17 protein-coding genes are annotated in these 15,806 nt (G+C 62.7%); 4 read left to right on the top strand and 13 right to left on the bottom strand.

What is annotated here, in order from left to right:
* Positions 1–110 precede the first annotated feature (110 nt).
* Entirely contained in the window at positions 111–1,517 is a 1,407-nt protein-coding gene (locus VLA07_RS11565) for an adenosylmethionine--8-amino-7-oxononanoate transaminase (RefSeq protein WP_333989273.1), read from the top strand.
* 142 nt (positions 1,518–1,659) lie between these two features.
* Complete coding sequence (locus tag VLA07_RS11560; protein ID WP_333989272.1) at positions 1,660–2,379, top strand: 16S rRNA (uracil(1498)-N(3))-methyltransferase; 720 nt, start codon at positions 1,660–1,662, stop codon at positions 2,377–2,379.
* Positions 2,380–2,500: 121 nt separating this feature from the next.
* Here VLA07_RS11560 and VLA07_RS11555 read toward each other — a convergent pair whose 3' ends face one another.
* Both VLA07_RS11555 and VLA07_RS11550 read right to left on the bottom strand, forming a co-directional pair.
* Positions 2,501–3,403, bottom strand: a complete 903-nt coding sequence (locus VLA07_RS11555) for a transporter substrate-binding domain-containing protein (RefSeq protein WP_333989271.1) — start codon at positions 3,401–3,403, stop codon at positions 2,501–2,503.
* A gap of 41 nt (positions 3,404–3,444) precedes the next feature.
* Positions 3,445–4,686 (bottom strand): D-amino acid dehydrogenase, encoded by a 1,242-nt coding sequence (locus VLA07_RS11550; protein WP_333989270.1) that lies wholly within the window; start codon positions 4,684–4,686, stop codon positions 3,445–3,447.
* Between the two features lie 108 nt (positions 4,687–4,794).
* On the opposite strand from VLA07_RS11550, the gene VLA07_RS11545 reads away from it, so the two are divergent.
* A complete protein-coding gene (locus tag VLA07_RS11545; protein WP_027610598.1) occupies positions 4,795–5,712 on the top strand; it encodes a LysR family transcriptional regulator in 918 nt (305 codons plus the stop codon).
* A gap of 43 nt (positions 5,713–5,755) precedes the next feature.
* Here VLA07_RS11545 and trhA read toward each other — a convergent pair whose 3' ends face one another.
* The gene (gene trhA, locus VLA07_RS11540) at positions 5,756–6,373 is read right to left on the bottom strand and encodes a PAQR family membrane homeostasis protein TrhA (RefSeq protein ID WP_007964065.1); all 618 of its coding nucleotides are present in this window, start codon (positions 6,371–6,373) and stop codon (positions 5,756–5,758) included.
* Between the two features lie 142 nt (positions 6,374–6,515).
* On the opposite strand from trhA, the gene VLA07_RS11535 reads away from it, so the two are divergent.
* Positions 6,516–7,430, top strand: a complete 915-nt coding sequence (locus VLA07_RS11535) for a LysR family transcriptional regulator (protein ID WP_333989269.1) — start codon at positions 6,516–6,518, stop codon at positions 7,428–7,430.
* A gap of 111 nt (positions 7,431–7,541) precedes the next feature.
* On the opposite strand, the gene madM is transcribed toward VLA07_RS11535, so the two are convergent.
* The 10 genes from madM to VLA07_RS11485 form a co-directional block, all read right to left on the bottom strand.
* Positions 7,542–8,306, bottom strand: coding sequence for a malonate transporter subunit MadM (gene madM, locus VLA07_RS11530; RefSeq protein WP_333989268.1), 765 nt, complete (start codon positions 8,304–8,306; stop codon positions 7,542–7,544).
* Position 8,307: 1 nt separating this feature from the next.
* Positions 8,308–8,724: a malonate transporter subunit MadL gene (madL, locus tag VLA07_RS11525; protein WP_003229065.1), complete on the bottom strand. Its 417-nt coding sequence runs from the start codon at positions 8,722–8,724 to the stop codon at positions 8,308–8,310.
* Positions 8,725–8,790: 66 nt separating this feature from the next.
* A complete protein-coding gene (mdcH, locus tag VLA07_RS11520) occupies positions 8,791–9,711 on the bottom strand; it encodes a malonate decarboxylase subunit epsilon (protein ID WP_333989267.1) in 921 nt (306 codons plus the stop codon).
* Positions 9,708–10,328: a malonate decarboxylase holo-ACP synthase gene (locus VLA07_RS11515; RefSeq protein WP_333989266.1), complete on the bottom strand. Its 621-nt coding sequence runs from the start codon at positions 10,326–10,328 to the stop codon at positions 9,708–9,710. The genes mdcH and VLA07_RS11515 overlap by 4 nt, the downstream gene beginning before the upstream one ends.
* Positions 10,322–11,107, bottom strand: a complete 786-nt coding sequence (gene mdcE, locus VLA07_RS11510; protein ID WP_333989265.1) for a biotin-independent malonate decarboxylase subunit gamma — start codon at positions 11,105–11,107, stop codon at positions 10,322–10,324. Before mdcE ends, VLA07_RS11515 begins: the two co-directional genes overlap by 7 nt.
* Entirely contained in the window at positions 11,104–11,955 is an 852-nt protein-coding gene (locus VLA07_RS11505; protein WP_333989264.1) for a biotin-independent malonate decarboxylase subunit beta, read from the bottom strand. The genes mdcE and VLA07_RS11505 overlap by 4 nt, the downstream gene beginning before the upstream one ends.
* On the bottom strand, positions 11,948–12,247 hold the full coding sequence (locus tag VLA07_RS11500) for a malonate decarboxylase subunit delta (protein WP_003229075.1): 300 nt from the start codon (positions 12,245–12,247) through the stop codon (positions 11,948–11,950). Before VLA07_RS11500 ends, VLA07_RS11505 begins: the two co-directional genes overlap by 8 nt.
* Entirely contained in the window at positions 12,247–13,119 is an 873-nt protein-coding gene (locus VLA07_RS11495) for a triphosphoribosyl-dephospho-CoA synthase (protein ID WP_333989263.1), read from the bottom strand. Before VLA07_RS11495 ends, VLA07_RS11500 begins: the two co-directional genes overlap by 1 nt.
* Entirely contained in the window at positions 13,119–14,789 is a 1,671-nt protein-coding gene (gene mdcA / locus VLA07_RS11490; RefSeq protein WP_333989262.1) for a malonate decarboxylase subunit alpha, read from the bottom strand. Before mdcA ends, VLA07_RS11495 begins: the two co-directional genes overlap by 1 nt.
* 202 nt (positions 14,790–14,991) lie before the next feature.
* Entirely contained in the window at positions 14,992–15,357 is a 366-nt protein-coding gene (locus VLA07_RS11485) for a DUF6124 family protein (RefSeq protein WP_333989261.1), read from the bottom strand.
* Positions 15,358–15,806 lie beyond the last annotated feature (449 nt).

The following is a 15,806-nucleotide window of genomic DNA, read 5'->3' as shown; positions in this document are numbered from 1 at the left end:
CATACAAAGTAGCTCAATCGACGCAATGGGTTGTCCCGGCGCGATGCATTGCATAGGCTTGCGCGATTGTTTGCCCGCGCCTGACGCGAGCCGCCTCGAGGAGACTGTAAATGGGCCTGAATAACCAGTGGATGCAACGCGACCTCGCGGTGCTGTGGCATCCCTGCACCCAGATGAAAGACCACGAACAGCTGCCGCTGATCCCGATCAAGCGCGGCGAAGGCGTCTGGCTCGAAGACTTCGAAGGCAAGCGCTACCTCGACGCCGTCAGCTCCTGGTGGGTCAACGTGTTCGGCCACGCCAACCCGCGCATCAACCAGCGCATCAAGGATCAGGTCGATCAGCTGGAGCACGTGATTCTGGCCGGTTTCAGCCATCAACCGGTGATCGAACTGTCCGAGCGTCTGGTGAAGATGACCCCGGAAGGCCTGAACTGGGTGTTCTACGCCGATAACGGTTCGTCCTGCATCGAAGTCGCGCTGAAAATGAGCTTTCACTACTGGCTCAATCGCGGCCAGCCGAACAAGAAACGCTTCGTCACCCTGACCAACAGCTACCACGGCGAAACCATGGCAGCGATGGCAGTCGGCGACGTGCCGCTGTTCACCGAAACCTACAAAGCCCTGCTGATGGACACCATCAAGGTGCCAAGCCCCGATTGCTATCTGCGCCCCGAAGGCATGAGCTGGGAAGAGCATTCACGCAACCTGTTCGCCGCCATGGAACAGACCTTGGCAGAACATCATGACAGCGTGGCGGCAGTCATCGTCGAGCCGTTGATTCAGGGCGCCGGCGGCATGCGCATGTATCACCCGGTGTACCTCAAGCTGCTGCGCGAGGCCTGCGACCGATATGGCGTGCACCTGATCCACGACGAAATCGCTGTCGGCTTTGGCCGTACCGGCACCATGTTTGCCTGTGAGCAGGCCGGCATCCGCCCGGACTTCCTCTGCCTGTCCAAGGCCCTGACCGGCGGCTACCTGCCACTGGCGGCGTGCCTGACCACCGACGAGGTCTACAGCGCGTTCTACGACGACTACCCGACCCTGCGAGCCTTCCTCCACTCGCACAGCTACACCGGCAACCCGCTGGCCTGTGCGGCGGCGCTGGCGACCCTGGATATCTTCGAGCAGGACAACGTCATCGAGAACAACCAGGCACTGGCCCGGCGCATGGCCTCGGCCACTGCGCATCTGGTCGATCACCCGAATGTCTCGGAAGTGCGGCAGACCGGCATGGTGCTGGCGATCGAAATGGTCAAGGATAAAGCCACCAAAGAGGCCTACCCTTGGCAGGAGCGACGAGGCCTGAAGGTGTTCCAGCATGCGCTGGAGCGTGGCGCGCTGCTGCGTCCGCTGGGCAGCGTGGTGTATTTCCTGCCGCCGTACGTGATTACCCCGGAGCAGATCGACTTCCTCGCCGAAGTCGCCAGCGAAGGCATCGACATCGCCACCCGGGACAGCGTCAGCGTCGCGGTGCCGAAGGATTTCCACCCGGGTTTCCGTGATCCGGGCTGATTGAGAATTTGTGGCGCCTGAACTGCCGCTTTCGCGAGCAGGCTCGCTCCCACCCTGGAATGCATTTCCCTGTGGGAGCGAGCCTGCTCGCGAATGAAGTCGACACCGATCCAACTGATCCACATCTTTCCAGAGACCCGAAATGAGACTGTCCCGCTTCTTTATCGACGCCCCCCTGAGCACCGGCGAACACGAACTGCCGGAAGACCAGGCGCATTACATCAGCCGCGTGCTGCGCATGGCCGAGGGCGATGCGGTGCAGTTGTTCGACGGTTCCGGCCATGAGTTTCGCGGCTCGCTGGTGGAGGTCGGCAAGAAACGCGTCGTCGTGCAGATCGACGAGCAGTTAGCCGGGCAGATTGAATCGCCGCTGCAGATCCACCTCGGCCAGGGCCTGTCCCGTGGCGAACGGATGGACTGGGCGATCCAGAAAGCCACCGAGCTGGGCGTGACGGAAATCACCCCGATCTTCAGCGACCGCTGCGAAGTGCGCCTGAAGGACGAACGCGCCGACAAACGCCTGCTGCACTGGCGTCAGGTGGCGATCAGCGCTTGCGAGCAGTGCGGGCGCTCGCGGGTGCCGGTGATTCATCCGCCGGTGTTGTTGGCCGACTGGCTGAAGCAAACCCAGGCCGAGTTGAAACTGGTGCTGCACCCGGTGGCCGAGCCGTTGGTGAGCCATGCCAAACCGGCGACCCTGGCGTTTCTGATCGGACCGGAGGGTGGTTTGTCGGATGCCGAGGTCGAGCAGGCCAAGGGCAACGGTTTCCATGCTGCACGGCTTGGGCCGCGAGTGTTGCGCACTGAAACTGCGCCGGTGGTTGCACTGGCGGTGGCTCAGCAGCTTTGGGGAGACTTCTAGGGCCTCTTCGCGAGCAAGCCCGCTCCCACATTGGATTTCCAGTGAGCACAAATTTTGTGTACACCCGAGAACTACTGTGGGAGCGGGCTTGCTCGTGAAAAGCTTCCCCCCGGTCTGACTGTCACTCCACCGGATCACTGACTGGCCTGGCAATGATCGCCTTCAACTCGCTGGTCATCGGAAACTCCAGGTTCAACCCCTTTGGCGGAATCGGCTGTTCGAACCAGCGCTTGTAAATCCCGTTGATCTCCCCCGAGCTGTACAGATCGGCCAGCGCGCCATTCACCAGCGCGAGGAATTGCGGATCATCCTTGCGCACCATGCAGCTGTAGATTTCCCGCGATTGTTCCTCCCCCACCACGACCCAGTTGTGCGGGTCCCGCGCCTTGGCCCGCTCGCCGTAGAGCAATGCGTCGTCCATGTAGAAGGCCGCTGCCCGTCCCGACTGCAGCATCTGGAACGCCTCGCCGTGATCCTTGGCGCTGATCACGAACATGTTCAGTTTGTGGTCGAGGTTGTAGCTCTTCAGATAGCGCTCGTTGGTGGTGCCGGCGGTGGTCACCACATTTTTGCCGCGCAGGTCATCGAAGCTGTGAATACCGCTGTCCTTTGCGGTCAGCAACTGCCCTTTTACGTAGATGAAACCGTAGGAGAACGCGACCTGTTTCTGCCGCTCGGCCGTCACCCCGGTGGAGCCGCACTCAAGATCAACCGTGCCGTTCTGCACCAGCGGAATCCGCGTCTGCGACGTCACCAGGTTGTACTTCACCTTCAGCTCCGGCAACGCCAGTTGCTGCTTGATCCGCTCGACAACCTTGCCCGCCAGCTCCACCGAATACCCCATCGGCTGCCCGGTGTGATCGCCCACATACGAGAACGGCACCGACGCATCGCGATAGCCCAGGGTGATGCTGTTGGCGCTGGCGATCTTGCCAAGCGCGCCGGTCAGCGGCACTTCATTGGCCTGCGCCTGGGCGCCGATGAACAGCGCCAGTGTGCAGCCGAGCAACGTGATTTTTTGCATTGTTATTCTCCGTTGTGGTTGGGGTGTTTTAGCAGAAACCGTCACGCCGCACGGGGATTGAAGCCGTGCAGATCAATGGATGTACGCCGCTGTCCGATCAGTTCGCTGAGCAACTGCCCGCTGCCGCAGGCCAGGGTGAAACCGAGCGCGCCGTGGCCGAGGTTGAGCCACAGATTGCGATACGCCGTGGCGCCCAGCAGCGGTACGCCGGTGGGGGTGGCCGGGCGCATGCCCGCCCACTCCACAGCCGCGTCGTAATTCCCGGCATCGGGAAAGGTGTCGCGGGCCTGGCGCTTGATCAGTGCCAGCCGCTCGGGATCTACCGCCGGGTCGAAACCGACGATGTCCACCATCGCCGCCACCCGTAACTGTTCGCCGATGCGCGCGTAGACGATCTTGCGGTCGTAGTCGGTGATGCTCACGTCCGGCGCCCGATGCCCGTTGCCGATCGGCACGGTCAGGCTGTAACCCTTCAGCGGATACAGCGGCACGTGTAGGCCGGGCAGCGCCAGCAAAGAGCTTCGGTGCCCGGCGGCGATCACCAGTTGGTCGACCGGCAGGGTTTCGTCGCCAAGCTCAATGGCGGTGACGGCGCCGTGGCTGTGACGAATGCCGGTGACTGCCTGACCGAGACGAAACTCGCAGCGGCCCGACGCCTTCAATCGCACCGCCAACTGCTGGCAAAAGGCGTGACAGTCGCCGACTTCTTCATCCGGCGTGTAGATCGCGCCCACAAACGGCGCCTTGGCCAAGGCCGGTTCCAGTTGCGCACATTCGGTGGCGGACAACACCTGTTGTTGCTGCGGATCGGCCAGGCCCTTGCGCGCATGGTCGAAGCTGACGGCATTGCGGAAGGTCACCAGTTTGCCGTTGCGCCGCCAGTTGAAACCGGTGAGTCCGTCATCCTCGCGCCAGCGTTTCAGCGTGCTCTGGCTGAACAGCGCCAGACGCAACAGATGCGCCGCGTTTTCCCGGTTGACCGAGGTGCGGCAGGCGGCGAGAAACGACGCCATCCAGCGCCATTGCGCCGGGTCCAGACGCGGGCGCAGCTTGAGGGGTGAGTCGCCGCGCAGCATCCAGCCGATCGCCTGCAACGGCACGCCGGCATCGGCCAGCGGCGCCACATAGCGGTAGGACAACTGGCCGCCGTTGGCGAAGCTGGTTTCGCTGCCCAAGGACTGCCGCGCCTCGACCACTGTCACTTCGAGGCCGTCGCGCACCAGCGCATAGGCCGTTGCCAACCCGATCACGCCGCCGCCGATGATGCACACACGCTGAGCCATGTCCGTCCCTATTTCTATTTGAAGACGAGGCTGAGGTTAGGGTGAGGTGACAGGCGCCGAACAATGAATAAAGATGCCAGACCTATAAACAAAGGTTATGGACTCGCCATGCGCCTTCGCCACATCGAGATTTTCCAGGCCATCCGCCAGACCGGCTCGGTCAGCGCCGCTGCGCAATTGCTGCACGTCTCGCAACCCGCGGTGACCAAAGTGCTGCAGCACGCCGAGCAGCAGTTGGGCTTTCCGTTGTTTCTGCGGGTGCGCGGTAAATTGCAGGCGACCCCGGAAGCGCTGGAGCTGGAGCGCGAAGTCGACAAGGTCACGGAAAGTCTGCAGGGCGTGCGGCGCCTGGCACAGAGCCTGCGCCGCGAACCCGGCCACAGCCTGCGGATCGGCGCGACTCCTGCGCTGGCCCTGTCGTTGCTGCCACCGGCGATCCGGCAATGGACGGCGCAGTTCCCGGACATCGCCTGCGAACTGTCCAGTGCCCACAGCCGCGAGTTGATGCAGAACCTGCTGATGCGCGAAGTGGACGTGGCCCTGACGTTGCAGTTGCCGGATCACCCGGGGCTGAAAGCGCAGCCGCTGGCGGCGGGGGTGCTGGTGGCGTTGGCGCCAAAGGACTTCTGGCCGCCGGCAGACGTCGGCAAACCGCTGCCACTGATGGCGCTTGCGGATGTGCCGCTGATTGGTTTATCCAGCGCCGATCCATTGGCGGCAAGGCTCGACAGCTATCTGGAAGCGGTGGAGCCACCGCCACGGGTACGGATTGCCGTGCAGACCTATTCGCTGGCACGGGCGATGGTCGAGTCCGGCGCCGGCGTCGCGGTGATCGATCCGTTCACCGCACTGGGCGCCTCTGTGGCAACCACCACCCTCCGCCCCCTCGCCCCGCCACTGCCGATCACTTTGTACGCCGTGACCCGCGCCAGCGAGCCACCACCGCATACGCTCAACGATCTGCTGCAGATTTTCAGTCAGCGAGCTGAACAACAACTCAATAACCTGCACTCGGCACAAGTCTGATGTGGGAACACAATCTAATGTGGGAGATTGGGGACAATTCCAGTTAGAGGACATAAAACAGAATCGCCACAAAGTGCAGCAGACTCCCGGCGATCACGAACAGATGCCAGATCCCGTGCGCATGCCGTAACCGGTGATCCAGGGCAAAAAAGATGATGCCCACGGTATACAACACCCCGCCCGACGCCAGCCAGGCAAACCCTGCCGTGCCCAACGCCGCAATCAACGGTTTGACCGCCACCAGCACGATCCAGCCCATCACCGCATAAATCACGATCGACAGGATCCGCGCCTCCGAGCGTGGTTTGATCTCCTGCAGGATGCCGATCAGCGCCAGCCCCCAGACAATCCCGAACAACGTCCAGCCCCACGGCCCGCGCAGCGTCACCAGACAGAACGGCGTGTAGCTGCCGGCGATCAGCAGGTAGATCGAAAAGTGATCGACCTTCTTCATGATCGCTTTCTTGCGCCCGCGCACGCTGTGGTACACGGTCGAGGCGCTGTAGAGCACCAGCAAGGTAAAGGCGTAGATCGCCACGCTGACAATTTTCCACGGACTGCCGTCGAGGCTGGCAATCACCAGCATCCACACGCCGCCGATAAATGCGGCCACTGCCCCGACCAGATGCGTCCAGGCGTTGAGTTTTTCCCCGTGATACATGTGTCGCTCACCTCGTTATTCGTTACCGCAGCGCGCAAGGCTCGGGCCTTGAGCGTAAAAGCGCAATGTTTCTGTTCAACGCGGACCTGCGCACGCCACGGTAATTGGGCACAATCGGTCGATACCAAAAAGAGTCCGCGCCATGCTGATCGACGAAGAATTGACCCTGAAAAAACTCGAGGTGTTCCTCGCCTTCATGCGCGCCGGCAACCTGGCGCGCGCCGCTGTCGAGTTGCAGACCAGCAATGTCAGCGTGCACCGGGCGATCCATTCGCTGGAAAGCGCCCTGCGCTGCCCGCTGTTCAAGCACGAAGGGCGCAACCTGACGCCACTGGAAAGCGCCTACGTGCTCGAAGAACGCGCGCAGAAGCTGATTCAGGACGTGGTCGAAAGCGTGCGCCTGACCCGCGAGGCCGCCGGATTCTCCGCTGAACGCTTCAAACTCGGCTCGCTGTATTCGCTGACGGTGAAAACCGTACCGCAACTGATCATGGGCCTGAAGATCCGCCGCAGCGAACTCAACATCGACCTGATCCTCGGCTCGAACATCGACTTGCTCTACAAGCTGAAGAACATGGAAGTCGACGCGATCCTGGTGTCGCTGGACGACACGGTCAGCGACCCGGACTGCGAGCAGATCCCGTTGTTCTCCGACGACATTTTCCTCGCCACGCCGGCAGATTCAAGATTCGCCCAGCGTCAGGAAGTCGATCTGGCAGAGGTGCGCGATGAAACCTTTATCACCCTGACCCAAGGCTTCGCTACGCATCAGGACGGCATCCGGGTGTTCAAACAGGCAGGGTTCGAGCCGAAGGTAGCGATGCAGGTCAACGACATCTTCACCCTGCTGAGCATGGTCAGCTCGGGGGTGGGTTATGCGTTGCTGCCGGGAAGGATTGCGGCGGTGTACGAGAACCGGGTGAAGCTGATTCCGTTGCAGGAGAAGTATCGGTTGCAGCAGCACATTGGCGTGGTGTTTCTCAAGGCCAAGGAGCGCGATCCGAATCTGCTGGCGTTGCTGGCGGAGTGTCGGATGTATGCCAATCGCCAGGCCTGACACCGCGTCGCCGCAATCGCGAGCAGGCTCACTCCTACAGGGGAACGCATTCCAATGTAGGAGTGAGCCTGCTCGCGATGACGTCAGCACGGGCATCGCAGAACCCGAGAATCAGCCCACAATCCCTCGAACAATGAAGAACAACAGCGAAGGCCCCAGCAAGCACCCAAGCCCGGTGTGGAACGTCGCCGTCAACGCCCCGTAAGGCACCAAGCGCCGATCCGTCGCCGCCAGCCCTGCGGTCACCCCGCTCACCGTCCCGGCCAGACCACCGAACACCATCGCCGAGCGCGGGTTGTCCAGGCCCATCCAGCGCGCCGCGACCGGCGTGCCGACCATCACCAGAATCGCCTTGATCAATCCGGTGGCAATCGACAGCGCCATCACATCCGAGGTCGCGCCAATCGCCGCACCGGTCACCGGGCCGACGATGTAAGTCACCGCACCGGCGCCGATGGTGGTCATGCTCACCGCATCGCGATAACCGAAGGCCCAGGCCATGCTCGCGCCAACAATGAACGGCAGCACCGTACCGAGCAGCAGCGCGATCACGCCGATCAATCCAGCCTTCTTCGCCTCGGTCGCCTGCACTTCGAACGCCGTGGCGACAATCGCGAAATCACGCAGCATCGCACCGCCCATCAGGCCGATGCCGGAGAACAGCGTCAGATCCGCCAGGCCTTTCTGGCCGCCCGTCAGGGTGCCGCCGACCCAGGCCAGCACCAGACCGATGACGATGGCAATCGCCGAGCCGTGAATGCGCCCGAAGGTCAGGCGTTTCGAGAGAATCACCGAGACCCACATGATCACGCCGACGAAAGCGAACGCGGTGATCAGGCCATTGTGTTCCAGACCGTTTTCAATGAGTGCCCACATGTCAGCGACCTCCTACCGGGGTGCCGACCGGAGTGACTTCCACCGGTTCGTCGGGCAACGGTTCGCCTTTATGGGTGCGGCTGATCAAGGCAATCGTGCAACCACACACCACCACCGAACCGATTGCCGCCAGCACCGCCACCGGGCCACCGTGCAGGGCGGTGACGACGTTCTGTTGCGCGGCCATCGCCACCACCACCGGAATGTACATTGCGCCCCAGAAGCCGACGCCCATCTCGCAATCCTTGGTCATGCCGCCGCGTTTCTGCATCCACAACCGCGCGCAGATCAACAGGATCATGGCGATGCCGACCCCGCCGACGTTGGATTTGACGCCCAGCAACACGCCGAGCATGTCGCCCATGATCACCCCTGCCAGCGTACAGATCGCCAGCAGCGCCACACCGTAAATAATCATTGTTGTAGTCCTCAAAGTGCATCGTCGAATGTTGTTTTTGTTGTTCGCAGCCTGAGTCGCGGCGGTTTAGGGTCGGCGGCCACCCTCCTCTCGCAACAGCGCCTGCAAGGTATCCAGACGCGCACTGTCGAAGGCAGTGACCGTGCCCGATTCAAACACCCGGCGCGCCAGACCGGTCAGCACCGCACCGGGCGGCAGTTCGATTTGTAAACGTACACCGCGCTCGTAAGCGCTTTGCACGGTGCCGCGCCAGTCCACCACGCGGCACATGTTGAAAGCGAGGTCATCACGCAACGCATCAGGCTTGATCAGCGGACGCGCGCGACTGCCACTCAGATAAGCGATTTTCGGGATTTGCAGTTCCACTTTGGCGAAGGCCTCGGCGAGGATTCGCGCAGGCTGATCCAGCAACGGGCAGTGCGACGGCACGCTCACCGCCAGGCGTTTCGCCAGACCGGCGCCACGACTGCGCGCCAGTTCCGCCACCGCTTGCATGGCCTTGTCGCTGCCGGCAATCACCACCTGGTTATCGGCATTGATGTTGGCCAGGTACACCGGCGACTCCGCGCTGTGCACCTGCGCCAGCAGCGTTTCGACGGTGGATAATTGCGGACCGATGATTGCGGTCATGCCAAAGCCTTGTGGATAAGCCTGCTGCATCAATTCACCGCGCAGGCTGACCAGATTTAACGCATCGCTGAAGCTCAGCGCCCCGGCGACCACCGCTGCCGGGTATGCGCCGATGGACAGGCCGGCGACGTAATCCGCCGTGAGTCCGTCCTGCAGCAATTGTCGTGAAGCAGCGACCCCGGCGATCAACAGGCACAGCTGAACCGCCCGGGTGCTGCGTAACGCATCGGCAGAATCGAGCAGCACGACATCTTCACCAAGCACATCGCTGGCCTCGGTCAAGGTTTCCCGAGACAAATGCTGGAGCATGCCCGGTTGCTGCGCGCCCTGACCGGGGAACACCAACAGACTGCTCACGCTGCCTGCTCCTGCGGGTTCCACGGATCAGCCACCAGACAGGCCTGATGCTGATTTTTCAGCAGCACCCGTGCAGACCCGCTGGCCCATTCGCGCAACGCGACTGCACCGAACGGCGTCTGCAATTGCATGTCGACCCGGCACACGGCTTGATCAAAAACCGCGACCAGTTTGCGTGCCTGATTACGCGTGATCAGTTGCGGGGTACGCAGAATCAGATCGAGATCGCTGGCCTCGTGCATCGCAACAAAACCACTGGCCAACTCAAACCCGACACTGCCGCTGATGCCCCAGACCCAACCGCAATCATCGAGCATCGGCCGCAGTTGTTTGAGTGCCTGCATCACCGGTAAATCGCGCTCGCAATCGACATGACACAGCGCCTCCGGACTGACCCGACGCACAACCGCCTCAAGCGCCATGAACGCCGCCAGCCGCTGCTCACGCAACACACCGCGCACGCCCACCGCGACCAAATCTTCAGCGCTCACCGCCCGCCGCACCACCACCGGTTGCCCGGCAGCCAGCGACTCGATCGCCCACTGCGGCGCATCCGCCGGCAGCTGCGCCGGGGTCATGCCCCACAGCAGGTCGTGGGCCAATGGCAGGTTCACCACTGCGCCCTCAGCAGTTCACGCACGCGGCTGGAGGCCTCACGATTTTTCGCGCCGAGACGCTTGCTCAAGTCAGCGCTGGAGATATCGCCGATAGCCTGTTTCAGGCACTCGGTCACCCGCGCCAGATCCTCCGCCGTCGGCTGCTCGATCTGCTGCACCGAGAGGGTTTCCCAGAGCAATCCGAGGCTGGCGTAGCTGTCGATGTCATAGGCCATCGGCGGCACGCTGGCGGCCAGTGCTTCCAGTTCTTCGACACTGCGCAGCGTCACTCGCGCCGCCGAGGCCTTGCCCATCGCATGCACCATCACCCCGGGATCGCGCAGGGCAATCAAGCGGTTGGCCTGATAACCGTGAGCGAGAAACGCACCGGACATGGCCTTGCCCACCAGCAGCGCAATCACCGGGTGCCCGGCCAGACGGGCGCGGGCATAACTGTCCGCCGCACCGGCCAGGGCCTGATGAATGCCGAGGGCTTCTTCGCGACGACCGTAAGCCTGGCTCGGGACATCGACGATGGCGATGATCGGGCGCTTCTGCGCTTTGTCGCGATCCGCCGTGATCGCGTCATCCACCGCCTTGGCCAAGCCCCAGCCTTCGAGCAATCCGACTTCGCCATTGCGAGCCCGTGGGAAACGGTTGTCGGGGTCAGCGACCACCGCAATAAACCGCCCAAGTTCGCTGTCGGCGACCTTCAACGATGGCGGCAAACCTTCTATGGCTTTCGCCCCGCCGGTCATTGCGTTGAACCAGTTCAAACCGCGCACGGAATAACCACTCATGAGCGCTCTCCTTGATACAGATCGCGAACCACCGACGGCTCGATTTGTTTATCGGTGTCCAGGCTCGCCAGACGTTGCAGGAACCAATCAGCGCGCTGACTGCGCGGCTGGGCGGGCAAACCCTGTTGCAGCAACTCACCGACCTGCTGGCGAATCTGCGCCACATCATCGGCGACATAACGATCCACCAACCCACTGGCGAAACGCTGCTCGCCACCGGTCAGGCTCCAGATGAAGGGCCGGTCGCGGGAGTCGTACTCTTCGATCCCGGCTTCCTGCTCGATCACCTGCGGGCCGTTCAAACCGAGGCGTGCTTCCTGAGTCACCAGTAAATAGCTGCACAGCGCGGCGGCAATCGACATGCCGCCGAAACAGCCGACGCTGCCCGCGACCACACCGACCACCGGTTGGTACTGCTGCAAATCGACAATCGCCGCGTGAATATCGGCAATCGCCGCCAGCCCGAGGTTGGCTTCCTGCAAACGCACGCCACCGGTTTCCAGCAGCAGCACGGCGCGGGTCGGGATGCCTTTGCGGTTGTCATCGGCGGTCAGCTCCAGCGCCCCGGCAATCTTCGCCCCGCCGACTTCGCCGAGGCTGCCGCCCTGAAACGCGCCTTCAATCGCCGCGATCACTACCGGCAAACCGTCGAGGCTGCCCTTGGCGATCACCACGCCGTCATCGGCTTGCGGCACCACGCCCTGGCGTTCGAGCCACGGCGACATGACCCGTTGAAACGGGTCGAGCAATTCGCGGAAGGTTCCGGCATCGAGCAAGGCTTTCGCCCGTTGCCGCGCCCCGAGTTCGACGAAGCTGTGCTTGTGCAACAGCGCTGCGCTGTCAGTCATGGCCGATCTCCTCGAAACCTTGTTCCAGGCGCAAACGCACCACCCCCGGCGTGGCGCCGAAATCGTGGATATCGATGGCCATCGCCGGTGGCGTGGTGCCGTCGAACATCCGCGCAAACAGATGCTGCCAGCGCTGCTGCGCGCCGTTGACCGAGGTCTGCACATTGATCGTCAGCTTGCCGGCCAGCCCCGGTTCGATCAGCACTTCCAGATCGCCCGAGCCGACACAACCGACCAGCGCGCGCCCGCGCGGCGGCTGCCCGGCGGGGAATTCAAAGGACAAGGTTTCCATCAAAACGCTCCCTGAAGGATGCCGTCGCGCTCGATTCGATCGAGCAGCAGCGTGGCGGCGAGCAAGTCGGCGGCGCCACCGGGCGAGGCATTCAATGCGATGAGTTGTTGATCCAGTTCGTGCAGGCGCCGACGCCCGCCGAGGCTGGCGCTGCCGCCGGCGTCGAGCACCGCTTGCGCGCCGTGTTGCATGGCGTGCAGGCCTTGTTCACCGGCGCGGTAGAGCACGCAGGTGTCGGCCAGATCGGTCATGATCGCCAGCAGCGCATCGAGCCGGGCGTTCTGTTCGCCGTGGCCGCTGGCGCGGCTGCGTTTGAGTTGCGGCAGGCCGCGTTGCTGCACGGACGGGAAGCCGAGTTGCGCTTCCTCGCGGGCACCGCGTGCGCCGTAACGCAGGGCGACTTGTGCGCCGTGGCTCAGCGGTTTTGGTGCGTAGCGGTCATCGAGTAATGCCAGACGTGCGGCGCGCAAGGTGACGGCGTTGGCACTGCAGGATTTCGGTTCCAGCGCAGCGGCGGTCACCAGTAATCCCAGTGCCCAAATTGCGCCGCGATGGGTATTCACACCGTTGGTGGTCGCGAGCATGGCTTGCTCGCCTTCGCGACCGATGCGGCCAATCGCTTCGCGCAACGTTGAATCGACTGCGCCGATTTCAGCCGCCGCTTCGGCCATTTCCTTGAACGCCGGCCACAACGACAACGCCGAGGCGTGCATCAGGCCCAAGTGCAGATCGGTGTGCGCGCCATTGCCGCGCCGGTCGACCAGCGCCGGTTTCGGCGACAGATCGGCTTCGTCGATCAGCGCATCCACCGCCAGATCGGCCAGGCGTTCGCTCAGGCTCAGGGGTTTCGCTTGCAGGTTGAGTGCGTGCATTACCAGCTCCTGAACTTGGCGGGAGGGTTGTAGAGGCCGCCGGACCACTCGACCAAATCGGCAACGCTTTTCGCCGCCAGCAGTTCGCGGGTGGCGTCGGTGCGGCGGATGCCGAGGTCTTCGGGCAAGGCGATCAGGCCTTCGCGACGCATGCGTTCGGTGTCTTTCGGGTTGTGGCGCAGACCGATGGCGGTGACGCCGGCCACCGCTGCGATCATCGCCTGACGCTCTTCCAGCGAGCGCGCCTTGTACAGGTAGGCGATGCCCTCTTCGGTGAGCAGGTGGGTGACGTCGTCGCCGTAGATCATGATCGGCGCCAGCGGCATACCGCTTTTCTTCGCCACTTCCACCGCGTCGAGGGTTTCGACGAAGGTCGGTTTGCCGCCCTCCTGGAACGTCTCGACCATTTGCACCACGAGTTTCTTGCCGCGTTCGAGCATCGGTTGCTGTGAATCGTCGTGGCGCATGTCGAGCCACGCCGGGGTGCCGTGACGCCGACCGCGCGGGTCGTGGCCCATGTTCGGCGCACCGCCGAAACCGGCGAGGCGACCACGGGTCACGGTCGAGGAATGCCCGTCGCCATCGACCTGCAACGTCGCGCCGATAAACAGATCCACCGCGTATTGCCCGGCGAGTTGGCAGAACATCCGGTTGGAGCGCAGCGAGCCGTCGCGCCCGGTGAAGAACACGTCCGGGCGGGCGGCGATGTAGTTCTCCATGCCCAGTTCAGTGCCGAAGCAATGCACGCTTTCGACCCAGCCGCTTTCGATCGCCGGGATCAGCGTCGGGTGCGGGTTGAGCGTCCAGTTGCGGCAGATCTTGCCCTTGAGGCCGAGGGATTCGCCGTAGGTCGGCAGGATCAATTCGATCGCGGCGGTGTTGAAACCGATGCCGTGGTTGAGCGACTGCACGTTGTGTTTTTCGTAGATCCCGCGAATCGCCATCATCGCCATCAACACGTGCACCGGTTTGATGTGCCGTGGGTCGCGGGTGAACAGCGGTTCGATATAGAACGGCTTGTCGGCCACCACCACGAAATCCACCCACGAGGCCGGGATGTCGACGCGCGGCAGTTCGCTGACGTCATCCACCAACTGGTTGACCTGAACGATGACGATGCCATCGCTGAACGCCGCCGGTTCGATCAGTGCCGGGGTGTCTTCGGTGCTGGGGCCGGTGTAGATGTTGCCGGCACGGTCGGCCATGAACCCGGCCGAGAGCACGACGTTGGGGATCAGATCCACCACCAGCCGCGCGTAGAGTTCGATGTAGGTGTGAATCGCGCCGATTTCCAGCAAGCCGTCTTCGAGCAACTGGCTGATGCGCAGGCTCTGGGTGCCGGCGAAGGAGAAATCGAGCTTGCGGGCGATGCCGCGTTCGAACAGATCCAGATGCTCGGAGCGACCGACGCTGGGCATGATCATGTGCAGATCATGCAGCTTGGCCGGATCGGCTTTGGCCAGCGAACGGGAAAGGAAATCCGCCTGCTTCTGGTTATTGCCCTCCAGCACCACCCGGTCGCCGGGATGGATCAACGCTTCGAGTGCGGCGACGATCTTGTCACTTGGCAGTACCACACCGTCGGCCAGCCCGCGCACCTTGTCGAGACGCCGCTGCTTCTCGTCACGCCGCCGCGTCCAGCGCGAGTCGGGGGAAATTATTGTTGTCATGCTCACTCCACGGGGTTCGCTGTCGTGGAGCTACGTTAGGCGTGTGGATTGGGGGCATCAATCAAGCGCGGTGGTGAATCATTACGCTGAGCGTAATGATTGGGATAGCTATCGCGAGCAGGCTCACTCCTACAAGGAGAACGCATTCCAAATGTAGGAGTGAGCATGCTCGCGATGGCGTTAGAGGCCTCGCCGCAACTCTTCAGTCCGTGGGCACCAATTTGTCCAACACCCGATTCACCGCCATCTCCGCCACCATCACCACCTGAGCAATGCCCTGCAGCGTCTTGCGGTGCATGCCTTGCACCAGCGCCGCATGGTTGTTGAGCATGACCGTAGCGGAGCCGAGGGATTCGCTGGCGTCGGCCAGCAAGGATTCGCTGTCGGCGTCGGGGTTGGCCATATACAGCGTGTTGGGGGTGTAGGGCGTGGCCATGAGGTCGGGCTTTGGCGGGCCGAGGTAATGGTCGAGGGCGCGTTCGGCGGCTTCGTGGAATTTCTTTGATTCGGGGGCTTCGTAGGGGGATGCCGGGTCGGTGGCCGGCGGGTTTGGCGTTACTTTGAACATGGGGATAAACCTCTGTGAGGCCGCACCATCCCGCTGCTAAACGGTAGGGTGGCGGCTATGCGCAAGTTAGCAGACCGGTCAATCCCCAACCCGGCGCACCCGAAGGTGCCATGCGCACAGCCACCATCAAGCGCAGGCGAATGCCTGACTGGATGAATCTCGTGCACCGGGGAAAGGACAAAGCCGGGCTGCTAAACCCGATCACTGGGAATCAGTGACGCAATCAAGTTACGCAGCCTGCCGAGGGCGCACAAGCCGGCGGATTCTGGTGCATGCGTAGGCAGCGGCGCAAGGATTTGTAGGCCGGTGAGGCGTAACACTGAGTGTTTTTTAAACAACCATGCTGAATAGTGTTTATTGCACTGAAGGGATTGAGATTTGTCTCTCAGATTTTGGGTGATGCCGCAGGCGCTATCGCGAGCAGGCTCACTCCTACAGGAGGAACGCAT

It is taken from the genome of Pseudomonas sp. S3(2024) (genome assembly GCF_036861315.1).
Classification (GTDB): domain Bacteria; phylum Pseudomonadota; class Gammaproteobacteria; order Pseudomonadales; family Pseudomonadaceae; genus Aquipseudomonas; species Aquipseudomonas putida_A.
Note: the sequence above shows the minus strand (reverse complement) of the source record. Positions and strands in the feature narration are given on the sequence as shown.